Source organism: Klebsiella sp. K5-306 (assembly GCF_051835185.1).
Lineage (GTDB): Bacteria > Pseudomonadota > Gammaproteobacteria > Enterobacterales > Enterobacteriaceae > Klebsiella > Klebsiella oxytoca.
This window is the reverse complement of record NZ_JAIFJY010000014.1, coordinates 110782-132568: the sequence shown is the minus strand read 5'-3', so window position 1 is coordinate 132568 and position 21787 is coordinate 110782. Positions and strand designations below refer to the sequence as shown.

The following is a 21787-nucleotide window of genomic DNA, read 5'->3' as shown; positions in this document are numbered from 1 at the left end:
TCGCGTGACGATTCGTTGCTGTAACCGCGTTGCGCTGCTGCTGGCATTATTACTGCTGCTGGCGATGGCGCTGCCGTTTATCAATTATGCGCCTAACCGGCTGTTATCCGGCGAGGGCCGTTGGCTATGGCAGGTCTGGCCATGGCTGGCGGGCGTGCAGGCGGGGGCGGCGCTGTTAATCGCGCTGCTGTGCTGGCGGCCGGGGCGCTTCCCGCTGCTGGTCATCTTCCTGCTGGCGGATCTGCTGCTGCCTGCGCTGCTTTGGGGGGCCGGTGGGGCGGCGGTGCAGCTGGCGCAGAACGGTTCGTCGCTGGCCCGTACCTCGCCGGGCAGCGGCCTGTGGCTGGCGCTGGCGTTCTGTCTGCTTATCGCCAGCGATGCCGTTCGCCGTCTGACTTCCCGTGCCCTGTGGCGCTGGTTGCTCAATGCGCAAATCTGGCTGCTGCCCGCGCTGCTGCTGGGACTGGGGAGCCTCGATGAACTCTCTCTGCTGAAAGAGTATTTCAATCGCCGGGAAGTGTTTGACGATGCGCTGTCGCAGCATGTGACTCTGCTGCTCGGTACCCTGCTGCCGGGGCTGCTGATTGGGCTGCCCATTGGCGTTTGGCTCTGGCGCTTCCCACGCTGGCAATCGCCGGTTTTTGCGGTTCTCAATGTGATTCAGACCGTTCCCTCCGTGGCGCTGTTCGGCCTGCTTATTGCGCCGCTGGCGGGGCTGGCGCGCCAGTTTCCTTCGCTTGCCCAGCTCGGCGTTTCCGGAACCGGCATTACGCCTGCGCTGATTGCGCTGGTGCTGTATGCGCTGTTGCCGCTGGTACGCGGGGTGACGGTCGGCCTGCAGCAGGTTCCGCGTGAAGCGCTGGAGAGCGCAGTGGCGATGGGGATGAGCGGCGGACAGCGGTTTCGTCAGGTACAGCTGCCGCTGGCATTGCCCGTATTGTTGCGCAGCCTGCGGGTGGTTAGCGTACAAACCGTCGGTATGGCGGTCGTCGCAGCGCTGATTGGTGCAGGCGGCTTTGGCGCGCTGGTTTTCCAGGGGCTACTCAGCAGCGCGCTGGATCTGGTGCTGCTTGGGGTGATCCCGACCATCGCGCTGGCGGTGGTGGTGGATGCGCTATTCGCGCTGTGGGGCGCATTACTCAAAGGAGAGGTCCGTGATTGAGTTCGACGGCGTCAATAAAGCCTTTGCCGGACAGCCTGCGGTGAAAAACCTCAATCTGCATCTGCGCGAGGGGGCATTTTCGGTGCTGATTGGCACCTCAGGTTCGGGGAAATCGACCACGCTGAAGATGATCAATCGCCTGGTGGAGCATGATAGCGGGACGATCCGTTTCGCCGGGCAGGATATCCGCCAGCAGCCGGTGCTCGAACTGCGCCGCAGAATGGGCTACGCCATCCAGTCCATCGGTTTGTTTCCCCACTGGACGGTGGCGCAAAACATTGCCACCGTTCCGCAGCTGCAAAAGTGGTCGCGGCAAAAAACGCAGGCGCGGGTTGATGAATTGATGGCCTTGCTGGGGCTCGAGCCGGTGCTGCGCGAACGTTATCCCCATCAGCTTTCCGGCGGCCAGCAGCAGCGCGTCGGCGTGGCGCGCGCGCTGGCGGCGAATCCGCAGGTGTTGCTCATGGACGAACCCTTTGGCGCGCTCGATCCGGTGACGCGGGAAGCTCTGCAACAGGAGATGATCCGCATTCATCGCCTGCTGGGACGCACGATTGTGCTGGTGACCCACGATATCGATGAGGCGCTGCGGCTGGCGGATCATCTGGTGTTGATGGACGGCGGCGAAGTAGTGCAGCAGGGCGAGCCGCTGCAGATGTTGCTGGAGCCAAAAAATACCTTTGTGCAGACCTTCTTTGGCCGCAGCGAACTGGGCGTGCGCCTGCTGTCGCTGCGCGGCGTGAGTGATTATCTGCGCCGCGATGAGCGCCTGGCGGGAGATGCGTTAAACGTGGCGATGACCCTGCGCGAGGCGCTATCGCAGTTTATTGCTCATCGCTGCGAGGTATTGCCGGTAGTGGATGAGCGGGGAGAGTCCTGCGGGACGTTGCATTTTGCCGACCTGCTGCGCGAGGAGGCCCGGCGTGAAGGTGCTACGTGATCCGCTGCTGTGGCTGAGCGCAATGTTTGTCGCGCTGCTGCTGGCGTTGCCCTACAGCGCGCCGCTATTCAGCGCGCTGTTTCCCGAGCTGCCGCGCCCGGTTTATCAGCAGGAGAGTTTTATTTCGCTGACCCTGGCGCACTGTTGGCTGGTGGCACTCTCCAGCCTCGCGGCTACGGTGGTGGGCGTCGGGGCAGGGATTGCGGTCACCCGGCCTTCCGGCCATGAGTTTCGCCCCCTGGTAGAGACGATCGCCGCGATGGGACAGACGTTTCCACCGGTTGCGGTGCTGGCGATTGCGGTTCCGGTGATGGGATTCGGCTGGCAGCCCGCGCTGATCGCGCTGGCGCTGTACGGCATATTGCCGGTTTTACAGGGTACGCTGGCGGGATTGGGGGCGGTACCGTCCGGCGTATTATCTATCGCTCAGGGGATGGGAATGACCGGCTGGCAGAGATTGATAAAGGTGGAGCTGCCGCTGGCGGCGCCGGTGATGCTCGCTGGCATTCGTACCTCGACCATCGTGAATATGGGGACGGCGACCATTGCGTCAACCGTCGGCGCGAATACGCTCGGCACGCCGATTGTTATCGGCCTGAGCGGATTTAATACCGCTTATGTCATTCAGGGGGCGCTGCTGGTGGCGCTGGCAGCGATTATCGTCGATCGCGGCTTTGAACGGCTGACCCGGCTAATCAGCCGACACCGCCGCGAACAATAAATGAATAGCCAGCCAGCATCACGCCGCCGATGCCGCTGATGGCCATAAATAAGAACAGAGTAATAACCGCAATTTTCGCTGGCTTCATAATAGGCTCCTGATGTTAACGCAAGGATTATACGGTGAAGCGCAGGTGTTAATGAAACATTAATTGCGGTTTAGCTACGACAGCCCCCCGGCTTGCGCTGCGCTTAGCCGGGCTACCGGGCCACAGATTGCCGATAACCCGTAGCCCGGGTAAGGCGTTTACGCCGCAACCCGGGGAATGTGCCGTGATGTAGTATTGCTGCGGCTTCTTCCCGGCTTGCGCTGCGCTTAGCCGGGCTACCGGGCCACAGATTGCCGGTAACCCGTAGCCCGGACAGGCGCCTCAGGCGCCGCCTCCGGGAGACGTTGCGGTGGCGTGATTCAGCCAGATAATCTGGCCCTGCTGCTCCCATTGACGCATTTGATTCACCTGGGCGCTACAGGGCGCCTCTCCGCACCAGACCATTAGCGTACTGTCGGGGAAAAGCTCCGGTCGGATCTGGTTCAGCGAATGGGCGAGAATATCCACCCGCCAGCCCTGTTCGCTGGCTATCCAGCCCTCCAGCCATAGCCGGGTGATATCGTTCACATTCCAGCCCATAATCAGCGCATGGTCGCCGGGATATTTTGCCGTCGAGGACAGGCATCGGGCGATATGATTAATCAGAATGCCGTCCAGGATGCCCCGCATTGCCAGCAACGTTGGCTGCGGGCTGAGCAGGCGCTGGCGTAAGGGGTTAACCAGGTGCTTCACCAGGGTTTGCGCAGAGTCGGTGTGGTTACGCTCCTTCAGCCACATCCGCAGGCGATGATAACTTCCGTTTTGCAGATAGCCGAGCAGCATCTCCTGCCGATCGCGCCAGCCGTCGACCCTCTCCTGCTCATTATCCATCAGCAGCGTTTTCACTTTCCCGACCTGCACGCCGGAGTCAATCCAGCGTTTGATTTCGCGAATACGGTCTATCTCATATTCATTAAACAGGCGGTGGCCGCCGTCGGTACGCTGAGGTTTCAGTAATCCGTAGCGCCGCTGCCAGGCGCGTAACGTCACGGGATTGATATCGCAAAGCTGGGCAACTTCGCCAATTGTATAAAGCGCCATTTTCTCCTCCCGCTGTGTTCTCCTCTATTAACTGTAGAAGCTGTTTGCCGAAGCGGAGATTTTTGTCTTTTTTTTGTACAAAAACGGATCGTCGAGGCGCTAAGAAGTGTGATCCTGAACATGAATTATCATTTTCATGTATTGCTTCAAAGAAAGTTATAAGCAAGCAGTGTATGTTACGCGCTTTCAAATGAAGTGTGGTCTGCGGGTATGTACGAGTTTGATCTGGTGTTGCTGCTGCTTCAGCAGATGTGCGTGTTTTTGGTCATCGCGTGGCTGATGAGCAAAACGCGTCTGTTCATCCCGTTAATGCAGGTCACCGTCCGTTTGCCGCATAAGCTCTTGTGCTACGTAACCTTCTCTATTTTCTGCATCCTCGGCACCTACTTTGGCCTGCATATCGAAGATTCGATCGCCAATACGCGAGCCATCGGCGCGGTGATGGGCGGCCTGCTAGGCGGGCCGGTGGTCGGCGGCCTGGTGGGACTGACCGGCGGCCTTCATCGCTACTCGCTGGGCGGCATGACCGCGCTGAGCTGTATGGTTTCCACCATCGTTGAAGGACTGCTCGGCGGGCTGGTGCACAGCATTCTGGTTAAACGCGGGCGACCGGATAAAGTCTTCAGCCCGCTCACGGCCGGTGCGATTACCTTTTTTGCTGAAATGGTGCAGATGTTGATCATTTTGCTGATCGCTCGCCCGTTCGAAGATGCCCTGCATCTGGTACAAAGCATCGCTGCCCCCATGATGGTGACTAATACCGTCGGGGCGGCGCTGTTTATGCGTATCCTGCTGGATAAGCGGGCGATGTTTGAAAAATATACCTCGGCTTTCTCGGCCACCGCGCTGAAGGTGGCGGCGTCGACGGAGGGGATCCTGCGCCAGGGGTTTAACGAAGAGAACAGCATGAAGGTCGCGCAGGTACTGATCCAGGAGCTGGATATCGGCGCGGTGGCGATCACCGATCGCGACAAGCTGCTGGCGTTTACCGGGATCGGTGACGATCACCATCTGCCCGGTAAGCCTATTTCTTCGCTCTATACCCAAAAGGCGATCGATACCGGCGAGGTGGTCTATGCCGACGGTAACGAGGTGCCCTACCGCTGCTCGATTCATCCTAACTGTAAGCTGGGCTCCACGCTGGTTATTCCGCTGCGCGGCGAGAATCAGCGGGTGATTGGCACGATAAAACTTTATGAAGCGAAAAACCGCCTGTTCAGCTCCATCAACCGCACGCTGGGGGAGGGGATTGCCCAGCTGTTATCCGCGCAGATCCTGGCCGGACAGTATGAGCGGCAAAAGGCGTTGCTAACGCAGTCGGAAATCAAGCTGCTGCACGCCCAGGTGAATCCGCACTTCCTGTTCAACGCGCTGAATACCCTGAAAGCGGTGATTCGCCGCGATAGCGACCAGGCGGGGCAACTGGTGCAGTATCTGTCGACCTTTTTCCGCAAAAACCTGAAACGGCCAGCGGAGATCGTGACCCTGGCGGATGAGATCGAACATGTAAACGCCTATTTGCAGATTGAGAAAGCGCGCTTTCAGGCCAACCTACAGATCCACATGCTGGTGCCGGAAGCGCTGGCCCAGCATCAACTGCCGGCTTTTACCCTACAGCCGATAGTCGAAAACGCCATTAAGCACGGGACTTCGCAGCACCTTGGGGTGGGGGAAATCACCATTCGCGCCAGCCAGTACCAGCGCTGGCTGCAGCTGGATATTGAAGATAACGCCGGGTTATACCAGGACAAACCCAGCGCCAGCGGACTGGGCATGAATCTGGTTGATCGCCGTCTGCGGGCGCGCTTCGGCGCCGATTGCGGGATCACCGTCACCTGCGAGCCGGAATGTTTTACCCGCGTCACGCTGAGACTGCCTCTGGAGGAAAACGCATGTTAAAAGTATTAATTGTCGACGACGAGCCGCTGGCGCGTGAAAACCTGCGTATTTTGCTGGAGACCCAGCCGGATATCGAGATCGTGGGCGAATGCGGAAATGCCGTAGAGGCGATTGGCGCGGTACACAAGCTGCACCCGGACGTGCTGTTTCTGGATATCCAGATGCCGCGTATCAGCGGTCTTGAGATGGTTGGCATGCTTGACCCGGAGCATCGGCCCTATATCGTCTTTCTCACCGCATTTGACGAGTACGCGGTGAAAGCCTTTGAAGAGCACGCGTTTGATTATTTGCTGAAGCCAATAGAGTCCGCCAGGCTGGAAAAAACGCTGGCTCGACTGCGCCAGGAGCGCAGCCTGCAGGATATGACCGCCCTCGACGATACCCAGCAGGCGCTAAAGTATATTCCCTGCACCGGCCACAGCCGCATCTGGCTACTGCAGATGGAAGACGTGGCCTTCGTCAGCAGCCGGATGAGCGGGATTTACGTGACCGACCGCGAAGGAAAGGAGGGTTTTACCGAGCTCACCTTACGCACCCTTGAGAGCCGAACGCCGCTGCTGCGCTGCCATCGCCAGTACCTGGTTAACATGTCCCATCTCAAGGAGATCCGCTTTGAGGAAAACGGCCAGGCGGAGCTGCTGATGCGAGCCGGGCAAACGGTGCCGGTGAGCCGCCGTTATCTGAAAAGCCTGAAAGAGGCGATTGGTCTGTAAAACGGCGGAATCGTGATAAACTGTGCGGCAGAATTTTTCATCATGAAGGCAATATGATCAGTAACGATATTCTCCGTAGCCTGCGCTACACCCTGAAAACCAATAACAGCGGCCTGGTACGTATTTTTGCGCTGGCGGATGCGCCGGTCAGCGCCGAACAGTTGGTACCCTGGCTGAAAAAAGAAGACGAAGAGGGGTTTGTGCGCTGCCCGGATGTCGTGCTGTCGAATTTTCTCAACGGCCTGATTTACGACAAACGCGGTAAAGATGCGTCGGCGCCGCCGCTGGCGGTCGAACGCCGGGTGAATAATAATATCGTGCTGAAAAAACTGCGTATTGCCTTTTCCCTGAAGACGGATGACATTCTCGCTATCCTCACCCAGCAGAAATTCCGCGTCTCGATGCCGGAAATCACCGCCATGATGCGCGCCCCGGAGCATAAAAATTTCCGCGAATGCGGCGACCAGTTTCTGCGCTATTTCCTGCGCGGGCTGACCGAGCGCGAACACGCGAAATCCTGATATGCCTCCCCGGCTTGCGGCGTTAACGCCAGAGCCAGGCTCCCCGAATGTACGGCCCTGTAGCCTGACCGGGGTAGCCCGGCTAAGCGTAGCGTAAGCCGGGAGTTCTCCGCGCCAGTCTGGGTTATTTCACTTCTTTAAAACCCTGTGATTTCAACATTTTTTCCGACTCGCTCAGCGAAATAAACTTTTGCGAACAGTCGGTAAAGCTGGCCCCGGGTAATTGACACAGCTCGCTGATTTTAGCCTGATTAAAGTCGATGGAGAGGTGTTCCTGCGCGGCGCTCTCTTTATAGTCGACGCTGTGGGAGACGCCTTTGATTTTGCTGTAGGCCACGCCGATAGGATCGATGATCTTGCGCGCCTGCTCTTCGTTACTCACCCCGAGTGATGTATAGGGAATAGTATTCTCCGCGTCCTGGCGGGTAACGACATCGTCTTTGTAGTGATAGGTATAGGTCAGGTCTACGCCGTTCATCGTGTTGTGAAACGTCTTGACCTCATCTTTGTTGTTATCGCAGCCGACGAGCGCGGCCATCATTAACGTTGCGCCCAGAGCGGCGGTAATCCTGCGGTTAAATTTCATTATCATTCCTTGTTAATCAATCATCATCTCTAATTGTATACAGAGTTGGGCGATAGCGCTGAGCGTCTCCTCGGAAGTCGCCGTTTCGCGCTCGGCCAACTGGTGGAGCAGGCGCGCGAGATGATTAAATCCGCCGTTGGTTAAATCGTCGCTCAGCGTCATCGCTTCGCGAAAAAGGCCCTTTTGCTGATAGCGCAGGCCGTTGTGCATAATCTGGATCAGCAGCGCCCGGGTGCGCTGCAACAGCGTCAGGGCCAGCGACCGCGGCGGCAGGATATCGCCGGCAGGCAGCGGCCCAACGGGAAGCGGTTCCGCGTTCAGCGCCCAGCCGCGGGTGCGGGTCATCATTACCAGCGGCTCCAGGCTAAGCTGCCCGCGGCTAAAGGTGACCATCCCGGACACCATCACTACCGGATCGTCCGCCTGGCTGAGCAGCGCCGCCATTCGCTCAACGGCATAGGGCGCGCTGGCGGCGGCGGGAAGGGACAGCAGCAAAACGTTGTCTTGCCCTTCGCCGCTGAGAACCTGCGCATCCAGCGTTTGCCGGGCGGCGTCCCATCCGACGGCAAGACAGGCATCCACCGGCAAAATAAACAGATTATCCACCTGATTAAGCGGACGCACCCACGCCGGAGGGCGCTGGCGCAGATACTCACGCAGCGCCGCAACCCCCGGCTGGCGCAGCGGCGCGCTGAGCAAAAGCCAGGCCTCTTCACTGAGCGGAATGTTGCTGCTCAGGCGGTGGCGCGCGCTCAGCAGCAGTTCGCCGCTGGCGTTGCGGCTCGCTGATTGAGTAATTATCTGCCCGCCCGCCAGCGCGCCGGCCTGGAAGCTAAACAGGCGGCGCTGCCACAGCGGGCTTTGCGCCCGTTCCGCCAGCGGCCAGCTGCGCGACAGATGCATAATGCTGCCGGTATCCGGGTCGCTAAACCAGATGCGTAAACCGTAGCGGTGATTATCCTGCCAGCTGCGCATTCCCAGGGAGATAAGTCGCAAATGATCGAGCAGCGCTTCACCGGCGATACCCTGGCCCACCACGGTGCGCCACGGCAGGGGCGGCGTCTGGTCGGCATCGGCAAGCTGCGCCATTCTGTCGGCGCTCTCAAGGCGGGCGTTAAGTCCTGCCAGCTGGCTGAGAAGCTGTTCAGGATGGTAATGACTGGCGCGCTGCTGAAGGGCCTCGACGCCTTCACGAAGCTGAGCAAGCGCGCCGACGACCCAGCGCCAGTTTACCGTCTGCGCCGCGCGCTGCGCCCGGGTGAACGCAGCCTCGAAGCCAATAGGCGGCTGGCTGACGCCGCTTTGCCACAGCAGTTGGCTGAGCTGGCGGAGGCTTTGTCGACAGGCCTCGCCGTCAGGGGTATCAAAAGGCCCTCCGCGGGCGGCGGCCTTGCGGCTGCGCGTTTGCCAGACCAGGTGCGTAAAGCCAGGCTGCTGGGCTTCGGCATCGGTAAAAGCCTGAACCGCCAGCGCCACGTGTTCGCACAGCGAGCCGTCGACGCAGTCGCAGCGGGCAAAACGGATGCTGCTGCGGGAATAAAAACGCACATCGCTCATCGGCAGCTTTGCCGAAGGCGTTTCGTTAGGTCGGCAGAATAGCTCCACCGCGACGCCTTTATCCGCAAGCTGCTGCGCCCGCTTCAGAACGGACTCGGGGAGAGCGGCCAGTTCCGCTTGCCACAGTCCCGGATGCCAGCGTTCGCCGCTCTCCGGTTCCCCTTCGGGATGCTCATCACCGGTATTGGCGCGCTGGTAGCTGAGGATCAGCATCACACGATGACGACACATGCCGCTGGCGCCGCAGGTACAGCTGGATTCTTTGAGCGCCTGGCCTTTTGCCAGCCGGGTGCGGGTGCCGTCGTGAAATACGGCGGTCAGGGTGCCGTCTTCATCCTGCGCAAGCTCGGGGATATTGCCGTTATCCAGCTCTTTCTGGCTGCGTTTTACGAATCCGGCGTTGCTTAGCGCCATGAGCGCCTGCGGGGTGAGTTCCAGTAATTCGGGGCGTAAAGGCATCATGATTGTAAATTCTCCGCCAGCCAGGAGGCCAGCTCGCCGGGCGTCATGGCGGCGATTTGCGCCCCGACGTTAACCAGCGCCTGGGCCATATCGTGGTCATAACAGGGGGATGCCGAACTGTCTAACGCCGCCAGCCCGAGGACTTTAGCGCCGCTTTGCACGCTCAGCTTGACCTGATTAATCAGTAGCGAGTTCGCCCCGCCTTCGAAAAAGTCGCTCACCAGCACGATGACGCTTTTTTGCGGTTGTTCAATCAGCTGTCGCGCATATTCAACGGCCTGGGCGATATTGGTCCCGCCGCCGAGCTGAACTTTCATCAGCAGCTCTACCGGGTCGGCAACGTCGTCCGTGAGATCCACCACGCTGGTATCAAACGCCACGAGGTGCGTACGAATGCCGGGCAGCTGCCATAAGCAGGCCGCCATAACCGCCGAATGGATAACGGAATCCACCATCGAACCGCTCTGATCGACCAGCAAAATCAGCTGCCATTTTTCGCTGTGGCGTTTAATACGGCTGATAAACTTAGGCGATTCAATGTACAGCTTGCTGCGCTGCGGGTCCCAGTGCTTGAGGTTGGCGCGCAGGGTATTCTTGAAGTCGAAGTTGCGCGCCAGCGGGATACGCGAGGGGCGGCGCCGATCGCGCGCGCCGGAAAAAGCCTGGCGCACCTCTGTCGCCAGCCGGGCCATAATTTGCTCTACCACCTGGCGCACCAGCTTGCGGGCGGCGTTCAGCACGTCTGGATTCATCAGATGTTTAGTATGCAGTACCGCTCGCAGCAGGCTTTCGGAAGGCTCGATACGTTCAAGCACTTCCAGATTGGTCACCACCTCATCGATGCCGTAGCGCAGTACCGCATCGCTCTCCAGCCGCTCGATAACCGGCTGCGGAAAAAGCGAGTGGATAGCGTTGATCCATTCCGGCGTCGTCAGGCTGGAATCCTCCAGTCCACCCTGGCGCTCGCCTCGCCGTAGTCGCTCCGGATCGCGGCCGTAGAGCCACTCCAGCGCATGGTCTACCTGACGGGCATGCTCATCAAGGCCGCCGAGGCTGTTTTCGGCGGCCTCGCCCAGAATCAGCCGCCAGCGCTGGAGCTCCTGGGTTGCCAGAATATCGGATAACCTGTTCATTAGCGTACTCCCCAATGGCGTAGCGCGGCCAGCGCCTGCTGTTCCAGCTGCTGATGATAGATTAACTGCTCCGGCGAGCAGGCAACCGGCGCCTGTAGCGCAGAGGTCGGTAGCATGGACATGTGATAGTGATCGAGCACCTGGCGGGCCAGCTCGCCGCGTTCCCGAGGCGGCAGCCACGCCATCGCCGCCCGCAGATCCGGCAGCGCGAGAATAAACTCATCGTCCGCCAGCCGGGCGAGCAGCGCGCTGAATCCCGCGATAAAAGCGGGCTGACAGGCGAGCTGATGGCGCGCCAGCGCCAGCATACCGTGGACCGCCTCTCCCAGACGCTGCGGAGAGAGCTGCGTCAGCAGGGTCAGCGCTGCTTCAGCGGTTGCCGCGGGATGCTCAAGACGAATCAGCGCGCCGAGCGCCGCGCCGCGGTCGAGCGGTGCGGCATCTGCGGCGTGAATTCGCCGTTCAAGCAGCGCCAGGGCGGCGCTGAGCGAAACTCCCGGTAAAACGCTGCCGCTGTGGAGATCGCGCAGGATGTGGCACAGGGTGCGCCAGCTATGCAGATGGGCGTGAAACTGCTGCTCGTCGGCAACGCCGCTGGATTCGCAAAGCCACAGCGTCCGGTCAAGCGCCGCGCAAAGCGTGATTTCCAGCACCGCGGCGTTTTGCATACCGCTGCTCTCATCTTGCTGCCAGAGGGCGTAAAGCACCTCCAGCGCTGGCCCCATTTCGGCAAACTGGCTCTCTTCGGCAATCAGCTGCGCCAGCTGTTCCAGCATCTGCTGGCTGAAGGTGGAGAGACCCGCCAGCGCGGCCTGATTCAGGCTGGCGGCCAGGCTTTTGATCCCCCCGGAGGCCAGAATAGCCGCTTCCAGCCGCTGGCGCGCGGCCTCCGCCAGGGAAGCGCCGTAGCGGGAGGCCTCGATCAGGACCGCGTGCTGCTCCAGGGTTGGAAATAGTCGCCAGCGCTCTTCGCCATCGCCGGAAAGCGTCACCGCGCTGCCCGTTTGCTGCTGGAAACCGGGAATGTCAAGGATGGCCAACCGGTGTAAGACCTGACTTTTTGCTAATCCCTCGGGCGTATAGCGATTGATGTTCAGGTTTGCCGGTACGGCGATCCCGACGCGCGCCAGCTCGCGATCGACGTCCTGCGGCAGCGGCGGCAGCGGCGTTCCCTGAGCGAGCTTGCCGAAACCGGCTCCCGCCAGCGCATCCACGATGGTCAGCAGAATCGGATCGGTTTGCGGATGAATCACGCCGCGATAGCTCCACGGTAGCGGGGCATTGAGCGCTTCTTTGATTAACGAGCCCGCCAGCGCGTCAAGCCAGTCGCAGCGCAGCGGCTGGGTATGGCCGCGTATCTGCGCCAGCGCCATTGCGCGCAGGTGGGCGGCAGCGAAATCGGCCGTTGAGGCGGGAAGGCGATGCTGGCGCAGGCGGGCGAGGATAGTTTTCAGCAGCCGTTCCCCGGCCTGACGCAGGCCCAACTGCCAGCACCAATTTTGCCAGACCGGCGCCGGCATCCCGGAAAGATAGCCCGCCAGAACGTCCAGCCGTTTTTCGCTATAGGGGGTGAGGTAGCAGCCGGTGACGGCGTCGGGCGTCGGTGGCGGCGGGGATTCAGGTTCCTGCGCTGGCGCCCGGCAATTCCGCCACAGGGTAGCCAGCGCCGGGGCGTGCCAGCCGCCGCAGACCACCACGACCGGGCCGTCATTTTGCTGCATGGCCCATGCCACCCAGCGGGCCATCCAGGCTTCCCGCTGCCGGCTGTTTTCTCCGCCGCTGCTATCGCCGCGCAGCTGGATAAAGTACGTTTCCAGCGCCTGCTCCAGTCCGGCGCGCTGGGTTTCATCTTCGAACAGATGGTCCCACAGCGCGTCGGTATTCTCCATTCCGCTGGCGGCAAACAGGCGCTGCTGGTCATCGGCGCGGCGAGCGTCAGAGGCATCGCTGTCATCCTCTCTTTGCGCCCAGACCGGTAAATCGATAAAGCGAATATGCGCGCCCGTCGCCCGGGCGCTCAGCAGCGCCTGCCACTCGGGGGAGAATTCGGCAAACGGCGTCCAGGCACCGCGTCCCGCCGCGCCGCCCTCCTGAGACTGGCAGTAGCTGTAGATGGCGATGGGCAATTGATGGGGTAAAAACAGCTCATCCAGGCGCTGATTAAAGTCCACCGGACCTTCAATCAGAACGTAGCGCGGACGCGTTTGTTCGATGCGTTCTTTTACCAGCCTGGCGCAGGCCGGGCTGTGGTGTCGAACGCCGATAATTAACGGCTGCTCTGGCATGCGTGTTCCCTCACGGCAGGCGGTGGCGGGCCTGATAATAGGCCTGCCAGTGGGCTTCTTTATGCGTGCCGACGCGCTGCTCAAAATAGCGGCGCAGGCGGGCGCGGTCGTCCTCGTTATCTTTGACGATTGTACCGGCGATGCAGTCTACCAGGTCGGCGGGCTCTCCGGCGCGAGCGGCCAGAAACCAGGCACGCACGCCGACGGCGTGGGCGACGTTAACCGCTTCGGCGGTGGACATAATCGCGTTGAGAGTATCCATTGAGGTTTTCTTTCCGCCCTCGGCGCGCAGATCGCGGAAGGTCTGGACCAGCAGTTCCAGTACGGCATCGGGCACTTTATGCGGAATGCCGCTATGCGCCAGCAGGCGGGCCGACGCGTTAGCCACCAGCTCCAGCTCCTGCTGAAAATCCATGATTGGAAAGACGGTTTCGAAGTCGAAGCGACGTTTGAGCGCCGCGCTCATTTCGTTGACCCCGCGATCGCGGGTATTGGCGGTCGCAATGATATTAAACCCGGCGCGGGCATAGAGCAGGCTATCCTCACCGCTCAGCTCCGGGATCGCCATTACCCGGTCGGAAAGCATCCCCAGCAGGCAGTCCTGAACCTCCAGCGGCGTGCGGGTTATCTCTTCGAAGCGGACGATTTTCCCGTCGCGCATGCCTTGATACAGCGGTGCGGGCACCAGCGCCTGGGTCGAGGGTCCCTGGTTGATCAACAGCGCATAGTTCCAGGCGTACTTGATTTGATCTTCGGTAATCGACGCACCGCCCTGAATGGTGAGCCCGGCATCGCCGCAGACGGCGGTGGCCAGCAGCTCTGAGAGCAGCGATTTTGCCGTGCCCGGCTCACCGACCAGCATCAGGCCGCGTCCGGTCGCCAGCGTGACCAGCATCCGCTCGACGGCGGCGGGGCTGATAACCACTTTACGGCTGATGTCGCGAGCGCTATCGCCGAGGATAAACGCGCGCGCCGCAGGCAGGCTTAACTGCCAGCCGGGCGGGCAGGGGAAAGGGTCATTCTGTTGCAGCCGCGCGAGTTCATCGGCGTAGAGCACGGCGGCTGGGGGGCGCTGAAGATGTTTTTCCTGTTGTATCATCGTTTCTTCCTTAAAGAGACAGCGGTAATCGTTAGACCTTTATTTATGCGCAGCAGATTGCGTGAGGTGCTTTATTTCTGAGCTTGATATATCGGATTATGTTTAACGCAACATCTTCCTGCGTATCTTGTAGTTAAAAAGGCACATTAGGTTCGTGGGGCTAAAAAGCCAATATTCGACTCATGCGGTGAGTCGAATATTGTTGCTAATTGACTCACCTCGTTTGTCGCACTAGCGGGAAATAATCTCTATTGTGCTTAGCGCTTCGCTGAGATCCTGAGGATCGAGCCGGGAAAACGCAACGGGTTGTTCGCCGTAATAGAGCGTTATCGCGCCAAACTGCTGAGGAGCTTTAGCGTCTATGCTGTAGTGAACAAATCCCGGCGTGATTTCCAGTATCAGCCGATGCTGAGCAACATCGTAACAGAAATAGCTTTCGCTACCTTGCCACCAGCCCCGGCGGCGGATCCCCAACAGCTGTCCGCAGGTGGTTGATTTGCCCTGCCAGCGCGTTAGCTTGCTGACTGAAGTTTCTTCCGGCAGCAGCAGGAGAGTATGGCGGGTCAGCTGACGGAACGGCGGCAATAGCTGGTAATCGGCAAAGAGTTGTTCAAACGCCGCCCGCGTCAGGTCGTCCATTTCCAGCGGATGAACGATGCCGAATAGTGCATCTTCCGGCAGCGTGATGGGCTCATCCTGGCCGTCGCAGAACTCCCCCTCGGCCGCGATGCGAAAAGCGGCGAGCAGGCGACGAGGCTCATTAGCGGCGTACACTCCCCATACCAGGCGGCGGGTCACATTGTGGGTCAGCGGGTGGTCGACGAACAGCGACTGAAACTCCGCGCGCGTCCAACGCCGCGCCAGCCGCAGGGCATTTTCCAGATGCGGTAGCAGGCGTTTCGCCACGCGAGCGGCATCTTTTTTCAATCCTTTCAGCCGGAGCAGCGCTTCCGCGGCTTTTGTCTGGTCATCTTCGGCGCGCAGGCGTGGGAGGCTCTTTTGCCGCGCTCCCTGCTGGTCATAAATCACCGGCTGCAGATTTTCATCAAAGCGCACGCTAAAGCTGCGGGTACCGAAATCAAAGGTCAGCGCACCGGGGTTATCCAGCCCCAGCGTCGGCGTAAGCCGATCCTGCAGCTGCTCTTCGCTCAAATCGCGCGCTTCGGCAATCTCTTGCAGACAACGTTCCGCGCTGTCGCGCAGCGGGCGGGATTTTGCCCGTTGCGAAATATGGTCCAGCTGCAGCAGCGACATATCGCTGCCGATGCGGGTCAGAAGATGCAGGCCGCTGGCGGCGCGGGCAGATTTCCCTTCCTGCGGCCAGGCGAGAATAAGCAGGGTTAAATCACGCACCGTGCTCTCATCGCCAAAGATCCCCAGCGTCTGAAAAGCCCAGTTCTCTTTGCCGGGCGCACCGGCATTCTGCCAGGCTTTGAAGAGATCCCAGGCGAAAGCGGCCAGCGATTGGGGCTGACAGGCGGCTTTGACTAAATCCAGCCCGCAGTAAAAGTGGCCGCCCTGGGCGAAGCGCAGCATATCGCCGAGAATTTCCAGCGCATCGTCGGTCAGCGGCTGATCGTTGCTGAGAAGCCGCGGCCTGCGCCAGAGCGCGGGCTGCCAGAAATCCGGCGCTTTCGGCGTGCGGGCCGGATAATTATCCAGCGGATCTTGCGTCAGCAGCTGCTCCAGCGCTGGCCATAGCCTCGGTTCGTGCCAGCGTTGCGCCACCGTTTGCAGCTGCGCGTGATGGCCTTCCTGATACAGCAGACGCAGGGCGTTAATGGCCGCTTCGCGGCTATCGCCTGCTTTATCGAACGCCAGCGGAATTAACGCGGCGGCGGCGTGTTCCGGCCATCGCAGTAGCCACTGGCGGGCGAGATGGCTCTGTGCCTGAAAGCGCCGCCAGACGCGGGCCACCGGCAGCGCCAGCTCCGTTGCGCCGAGATGCATCAGCAGCGGAAAGATCTCTTTTGGCCGATGCCGGAGCGCCAGCAGCAGGCCGGGCAGGGCGTCAGTCCCGAGGATGCTCAACAGGTATTCAGCGCCGACAAATTTGAAATTTTCTTCATTAATGCGCTGCCAGAGCGTTACCGCCTGCTTGCGGGGGAGCTGCATAAGCAGATAAAGATTCCAGCACTCGTTGGGGTGATAGCTTTCTTCGAGATAGTCTCGCCAGGCTTTGAGAAGCGCTTCGTTATCGCCGCTGTGCAGCGCTCTGATAGCGGCTTTATCCCAGCCTGTTTTAGTCCTGTATGCGCTGTGCCACGGCGACCCTAAATGCCCTTGCTGTCCATTCAAAGTATATTGATGAAAAAGATAATCCATATCCTGAAAGCCCAGCTCCTCTAATACCACCTCACCTTTGCGGCTAATGCGCTCATGCAACGGCAGGTTGTTAAAGAAGCAGGCCGGTTTGCCGGCGGCCAGCGCCTCCCGCTCTCCAGGCTGCCAGTACTCCTGCGGCGCAAGCTTCAGCGGCGATAGCGCAAAACGCGGCGCGGCGGCTTTTTTCTTTTTACTGCGCCACGGCGGCGAGAGCAGAATTTCCGGCAGGCCGGGGTTATCGACGGCCACCGTGACGCCTGCAGGCAGCGATTGTTGGAACGTCGCCAGAAGTTCCCGCGCCTGCGCGCTTAGCCAGGGACTAACCTGTTCGGCCAGCGGCGGATGCGTATTCAGCAGCGTCCGGAGCAGCATTCGCCAGCCCTCTGCGCGTTTTTTCTGCTGCTGCGGGAGCTTTTTCGCTTCAATATGCGGATAGCCCGGACGCGCGGGCGGCTCCGGTAGCGCCAGCAGCTCTGCCAGCGCCGCCAGCGTCGAGGCGGGAAAGTGTCTGGCATATTTTGCCACGCGCAGCTGGCTGGGCTTGTTTTTATCCGCCACCAGCAGCAGCAGGCGAATAACCTGCGGATGGTTGATTTGCGCCAGCAGGCTACCGCAATCGTCTTTGTGCGCGTAAATCGCCAGCCTGGCGACTGCCGCCAGCCCCTGTTCACGCAAAAGCGCGGCGCAAGCGGCATAGCCGTAGCGGTTTGCAAAATAGCCATCGCTGTCCTGGCGATCGGTAAAAATATCACTCGACCAGGTTTCCTCAAGCTTCGCCAGCACGGCCGGGTCGGTGGCGACGGCTTTAAGCCACTCTTTTGACGACCGCCAGGAGTTGTCAATGCAACGTCCGGCTATTTGATTGGCGATATCCGGCCTTTCCGGCAGCAGCAGGGCGATAAACGGCTGGCGATAAAATGGCGTTTCGACCAGGCCGGCAATAAGCTTTTCGGCGCAGCGTTGCCAGACGACCTCTTCCGCCAGCGACAGATGTTTGCGCAGACGTAGATCGAACTCGCTATAGGTTTCAGAGTGGAGGCCGTAAACGTTCTCTTTCTGCGGATGACTGAACACCCATTTGCGCGGCGGGTATTTACTATGGCCCGCCGCGATATTCTGCCGGGCAATCACCACCTCGGTCGCGTACTCGACGCCGTGCAGCTGGACGATTTCATCCAAAAGCGCCGGGCTATCCTCTTCAGCCAGACGAGTCAGCACCGCCAGCGCGCGGGCGGGCATTGCCGCGCTGGCCTCGCCCACGCAGCGCATCGCCTGCGCAATCGCCTGTTGCCACTCAGCAGTACATTGTTCAGCCTCCCAGGCGAGGGGCTGACTGCGGGAGGCAATATCGTTCGCCAGCCGTTGAAGTCGTTCCACTTTGACCAGCGGCACCGGCTCGCCCGGCCAGCGGCGATGGCTTAACGGCGTCTTACCTTTTTTAAAGGTCAGCTCCAGCTGCGCGTCATCCGCCAGCCAGGGTGGGGTTAGTGCGTTGTGCATAAACGTTCCTTGTTCTATTCAAATAGCCCTTCAATATCGTTGATCAGTTCGCTGAGGGCGACTTTATCCAGCTCCGAAAATCGAGCCTGCTGCGGAGCGTTGCCGCCCCAGCCGTACTGCCGGGCATTTCCGGCGTACAGCCAGACTTTGCTTAATAGCTGCTCGGCGCTGAGCTCATCCGGCAGCATGCCCACGGCGAAGCCTTCGTCGATTTCCATTACCAGCGCCCGCTGTCCCAGCGGTTTTAGCATCCAGCCGATCCAGCCAGCGTCCTGCGGCTCGCCGCGTAGCCAGCCTTTGTTCGCCAGCCCGATGACCCGGCCACTCGGGCACTTGCGTCCGGCCCAGCGGGTCAGCTCAGTGGCTGCAAGCTCGGCAGGTGTTAGTGTGTAGCAGTTGCGGTCGAGCTGACGGAACGGCGGCAGCAGTTCGTAATCGGCAAATAGCTGACCAAAAGCGGCGGCATCCTGCGGCGTCATTTCCAGCAGATGCGGAAGTCCGATACGAATGTCGCCGTCCGGCAGAGGGAAGAGATCGTCATCGGCATTGCTGTAGCTGTTGTCTTCCGCCACGCGGAAACAGGCCTGCAGGCGGTTGTCCTCACCGTATACGCCCCATACCAGGCGACGGGTGAGATGGCGTACCAGCGGATGGTTGACCAGGAACAGGCGGAAGTTCTCCGGCGTCCAGCGGCGGCGCTGGCACATGGCCGACTCCATCCGCGCGATTTGCTGGGCGGCAATCGTGCGGGCATCTTTTTTCAGGGCCTTGTAGCGATTGACAGCCTCGGCGGCGAGCGCGTTATCGTCGCTTTTATTCGGCTTCGGCAGATCTTTCAGACGGCTGCCGTTTACATCCCGGACGTACGGCTTGAGCGCTTCATCAAAGCTCACGATAAAGCGCCGTGGGCCAAAATCGAGGGTGAGCTTACCATCCTCATTCAGACCCAGATCGGGCGCCAGGCGGTCTTCCAGTTCTTCCACGGTCAGCCCGCGGCTTTCAGCGATATCGCCGATTTTCTCTCTGGCGCGTTCCTGCAGGGCTTTGAATTTTAGCTTCTGGGCGATGCCGTTAAGCTGCATCAGGGCGATATCCGTGCCGATGGCGGCGAGAATATCTAATCCGACGGTGGCGCGCTTATGCTGAGATTCGCCGGGCCAGGCGCGGATCAGCGGCGTCAGGGCCCGGGCGGTATCATCGTTGCCGAAAATCCCGAGCGCGGTAAACGCCCAGCTCTCTTTCGATGGCGCTCCGGCGGTTTGCCAGGCGCTGAACAGATCCCAGGCAAAGGCGGCAAGTGATTCGGCAGTACAGAGATCTTTAACCTGCTGCAGGCCGGGATAAATCCCCTCCTCTGACGGGAAGCGCAGCATTTCGCCGAGCGCTTTTAAGGGGCCATCCGGCAGAGCCAGGCCATTTTCCCGCAGCAGCGGACGCGTCCACAGCGCAGGCTGGTAAAATGCGGGCAGCGGCGGAATTTTGGTCGGATGGTTATCCAGCGGATCGAGGGCGAGCAGGGCGCTAACGGCCTCCGTTACCGCCGGCTGATTGTAGCGCCGGGCGACCTCTTCAAGCAGCGGCTGATGGCCGTTATCCACCAGCATACGTATCGCCAGGCGCGCGCTGTCCTGCGCTTCGCCCGCTTTGCCGAGGGCGGCGGGCAGCAGGCCGGTAATCGCATGTTCAGGATAGGCCAGCAGCCATTCGCGCGCGCCTTCACGCAGCGATTTAAGCTTGTTAAAAGCGCGGGCGATGATGGGGGCCAGTTCGCTGGCGGCAAACCAGATCGCAACCGACAGGTTTTCCTGCGGATAGCGTGAGAAGGAGTGGATAAAGCCCGGCAAACCGGCGAGACGCAGGTGCGCCATCACAAAGTCTGCGCCGGTGTGGGGCTCCTGGCTGAGCGCGTTCCAGGCCTGTAGCGCCCGTCCGGCGGGCAGGGCGGCGAGCATGTACAGCTTCCACTCTTCCTGGCGATAGGTATGGGCATTCTTAAATTCCGCAATCAGCGCCGGATAATCCTGTCGTTGCCAGGCATCGAAAGCGGCATCGGAGACATCTTCATAGCGATTTTGGCTCCGGTTCCAGCTGTGGAAACCTAAGCAGGACAGGAGCTCCTTTTCATCTTTTTCTTTGCCATTATCGAGCTGGCGGGCATACCAGCTACGCTGTTCGAGAAGCTGTTTACTTGCCTCTTCCGTCAGCATACAGACCGGCTCTAATGGGAGCGGCGGCAGATTCAGCTGTGCAATGGGGGATTTTTTCTTTTTCGCCGCCCAGGGGGGGATCACCAGCACCGGCGGGAGCATATCGTCGCGGGCGCACTCGGCCTGCTGGCTTAACTGCTGCTGGCAGGCTTCCAGTAGCGTCGCGGCCTGTGCAGAGATCCACGGCACAATTTCTCCGACCAGCCCCGGCTGCCCGCTGAGCAGGGTCATCAGCATAATGCGCCAGCGTTTCTCTTCTTTCTGCGTCAGCAGTTCAGCCAGCGCCGCCAGCGCGGCATGCGGGAAGCGCGCGCTGGCCTGGGTCATCCGTTCGTGACAACGCTTACCCTGCTCGCTTGCGAGGATTAGCTGGCTCAGCGCCTGCGGATGGTTAATTTGGCTGACCAGCTTACCGCACAGATCGTCATGAACGTAGGGTGCGAAGCGGGCGATGCCGGCAACGCCCTGTTCGCGCATCACCGTCGCGTTCCAGACGCTGCCGTGGTAGTAGTCGTTAAACAGGTTCTCCGCCCGATAAGGCTCCAGCGCTTTGACGAGCTGCGGGTCGCGAACCACCACCTTCAGCCATTCCGCCGTTCTGATATTTTTATGCGCCAGCACCCGGCGGGTGATTTCGTGGACGATATCCGGGCGATCGGGCAGCAATAGCGCCACCAGCGGCTGCTGCCCGATGGGCATATCCGCCAGCGCGGCGATCAGTTTATTCACGCAGCGCTGCCAGAGCGGTTCATCGGCCTGAGCCAGATGCGCGCGCAGGCGCACGTCGAGCATCCCGGGCCCGCGCGCGCTGGTGGGTTCTGAAAGGAAGGTCACCTGCAGGGTCTGGTAATTGTAATCAAAAGCAATGTGCTGCAGGGCAATAAACGTCTCGACGGCGTATTCCAGTCCGTAGACGTAAACAATTTCGTCCATCAGGTCGGCATTGTCGCTGCTGCGCCAGCCGCGACGCGTGGCGAGGGCGAGCTGCACCGCCAGCGCAGCAGGGGAGAGCGGGCCATCGCTAAGGGCTTCGTTGATGGTTTGCTGCCAGTAGGCGGAACAGTCGGCATAGTCAAAGGTCACGGCTTTCCCGGACTGCTGGTGGATCTCTTTGCCGAGATTCATCAGTTCGCTATCTGCGGGCGCGGCGATCGGTTGACCGGGAAAGCGGCGTGAAGGGAGCACATCTTGCAGCAGATCATCTGACAAAGCCAGTTCGGCATCGTCCGCCAGCCACGGACGAGCTATGTCTGCAGGCACGGTGGCGCATGCGGGCGGCGGTGCAGCTGGGGTAGATGCCGGTTCCTCCGGCAGGCTGTCTGCCGCAGACGGCGTGGTTTCGCCTTGCTCAACGTAGCCTTTGCGGGTTTTTTCATTGATCAGCTTCTGCCCGGCCTTACTGGCCGCTGCCGCGTCGGCAAAGGTTTTAATCTGCTTCTGGCCGCTGGTACCCACCTTCCCCCAGCTCAGATGCAGTTCGTTATCCTGCTGCTCAACCGCCCAGAACTTATGTGATTTTTCATCCTGATAAATAAACGTTTTCATGGT

The 21787-nt window shown here is 60.4% G+C and carries 15 protein-coding genes; 6 read left to right on the top strand and 9 right to left on the bottom strand.

Annotated features, from left to right (window positions below; translation table 11 throughout):
* Positions 1-4 precede the first annotated feature (4 nt).
* From K2184_RS20610 to K2184_RS20600, 3 genes are read left to right on the top strand one after another with little or no spacing between them, the layout of a single operon-like run.
* A complete protein-coding gene (locus K2184_RS20610) occupies positions 5-1162 on the top strand; it encodes an ABC transporter permease (protein ID WP_049594111.1) in 1158 nt (385 codons plus the stop codon).
* Positions 1155-2102, top strand: coding sequence for an ABC transporter ATP-binding protein (locus K2184_RS20605; protein WP_023321327.1), 948 nt, complete (start codon positions 1155-1157; stop codon positions 2100-2102). Before K2184_RS20610 ends, K2184_RS20605 begins: the two co-directional genes overlap by 8 nt.
* Positions 2086-2823 carry an ABC transporter permease gene (locus K2184_RS20600; protein ID WP_004103840.1) on the top strand — a complete coding sequence of 246 codons (738 nt, stop codon included), beginning with the start codon at positions 2086-2088 and terminating at the stop codon, positions 2821-2823. The genes K2184_RS20605 and K2184_RS20600 overlap by 17 nt, the downstream gene beginning before the upstream one ends.
* Here K2184_RS20600 and K2184_RS20595 read toward each other — a convergent pair.
* Both K2184_RS20595 and K2184_RS20590 read right to left on the bottom strand, forming a co-directional pair.
* Positions 2798-2911, bottom strand: a complete 114-nt coding sequence (locus tag K2184_RS20595; protein ID WP_004103838.1) for a protein YohO — start codon at positions 2909-2911, stop codon at positions 2798-2800. The genes K2184_RS20600 and K2184_RS20595 overlap by 26 nt on opposite strands.
* A 282-nt stretch (positions 2912-3193) precedes the next feature.
* Positions 3194-3952: a MerR family transcriptional regulator gene (locus tag K2184_RS20590; protein WP_064356034.1), complete on the bottom strand. Its 759-nt coding sequence runs from the start codon at positions 3950-3952 to the stop codon at positions 3194-3196.
* 210 nt (positions 3953-4162) lie between these two features.
* On the opposite strand from K2184_RS20590, the gene K2184_RS20585 reads away from it, so the two are divergent.
* The 3 genes from K2184_RS20585 to K2184_RS20575 are packed head-to-tail and all read left to right on the top strand — an operon-like array spanning position 4163 to position 7085.
* Positions 4163-5851 (top strand): sensor histidine kinase, encoded by a 1689-nt coding sequence (locus K2184_RS20585; protein WP_004103831.1) that lies wholly within the window; start codon positions 4163-4165, stop codon positions 5849-5851.
* Positions 5845-6564, top strand: coding sequence for a two-component system response regulator BtsR (gene btsR / locus K2184_RS20580; protein WP_004103829.1), 720 nt, complete (start codon positions 5845-5847; stop codon positions 6562-6564). Before K2184_RS20585 ends, btsR begins: the two co-directional genes overlap by 7 nt.
* Positions 6565-6617: 53 nt before the next feature.
* Entirely contained in the window at positions 6618-7085 is a 468-nt protein-coding gene (locus K2184_RS20575) for a DUF1456 family protein (RefSeq protein WP_004103827.1), read from the top strand.
* A 124-nt stretch (positions 7086-7209) separates the two neighbouring features.
* On the opposite strand, the gene K2184_RS20570 is transcribed toward K2184_RS20575, so the two are convergent.
* The 7 genes from K2184_RS20570 to K2184_RS20540 all read right to left on the bottom strand — a co-directional run bounded on the left by K2184_RS20570 (position 7210) and on the right by K2184_RS20540 (position 21784).
* Positions 7210-7671 (bottom strand): YehR family lipoprotein, encoded by a 462-nt coding sequence (locus K2184_RS20570; protein ID WP_049592928.1) that lies wholly within the window; start codon positions 7669-7671, stop codon positions 7210-7212.
* 12 nt (positions 7672-7683) lie between these two features.
* Positions 7684-9690: an SWIM zinc finger family protein gene (locus K2184_RS20565; RefSeq protein WP_049592929.1), complete on the bottom strand. Its 2007-nt coding sequence runs from the start codon at positions 9688-9690 to the stop codon at positions 7684-7686.
* Complete coding sequence (locus K2184_RS20560; protein WP_016809247.1) at positions 9687-10823, bottom strand: vWA domain-containing protein; 1137 nt, start codon at positions 10821-10823, stop codon at positions 9687-9689. Before K2184_RS20560 ends, K2184_RS20565 begins: the two co-directional genes overlap by 4 nt.
* Entirely contained in the window at positions 10823-13108 is a 2286-nt protein-coding gene (locus tag K2184_RS20555; protein ID WP_023329872.1) for a DUF5682 family protein, read from the bottom strand. Before K2184_RS20555 ends, K2184_RS20560 begins: the two co-directional genes overlap by 1 nt.
* A 10-nt stretch (positions 13109-13118) precedes the next feature.
* The gene (locus K2184_RS20550) at positions 13119-14207 is read right to left on the bottom strand and encodes an ATP-binding protein (protein WP_004103818.1); all 1089 of its coding nucleotides are present in this window, start codon (positions 14205-14207) and stop codon (positions 13119-13121) included.
* A 231-nt stretch (positions 14208-14438) separates the two neighbouring features.
* Entirely contained in the window at positions 14439-18032 is a 3594-nt protein-coding gene (locus tag K2184_RS20545) for a DUF4132 domain-containing protein (protein WP_163525692.1), read from the bottom strand.
* 14 nt (positions 18033-18046) lie between these two features.
* Entirely contained in the window at positions 18047-21784 is a 3738-nt protein-coding gene (locus K2184_RS20540; RefSeq protein WP_163525693.1) for a DUF4132 domain-containing protein, read from the bottom strand.
* Positions 21785-21787 lie beyond the last annotated feature (3 nt).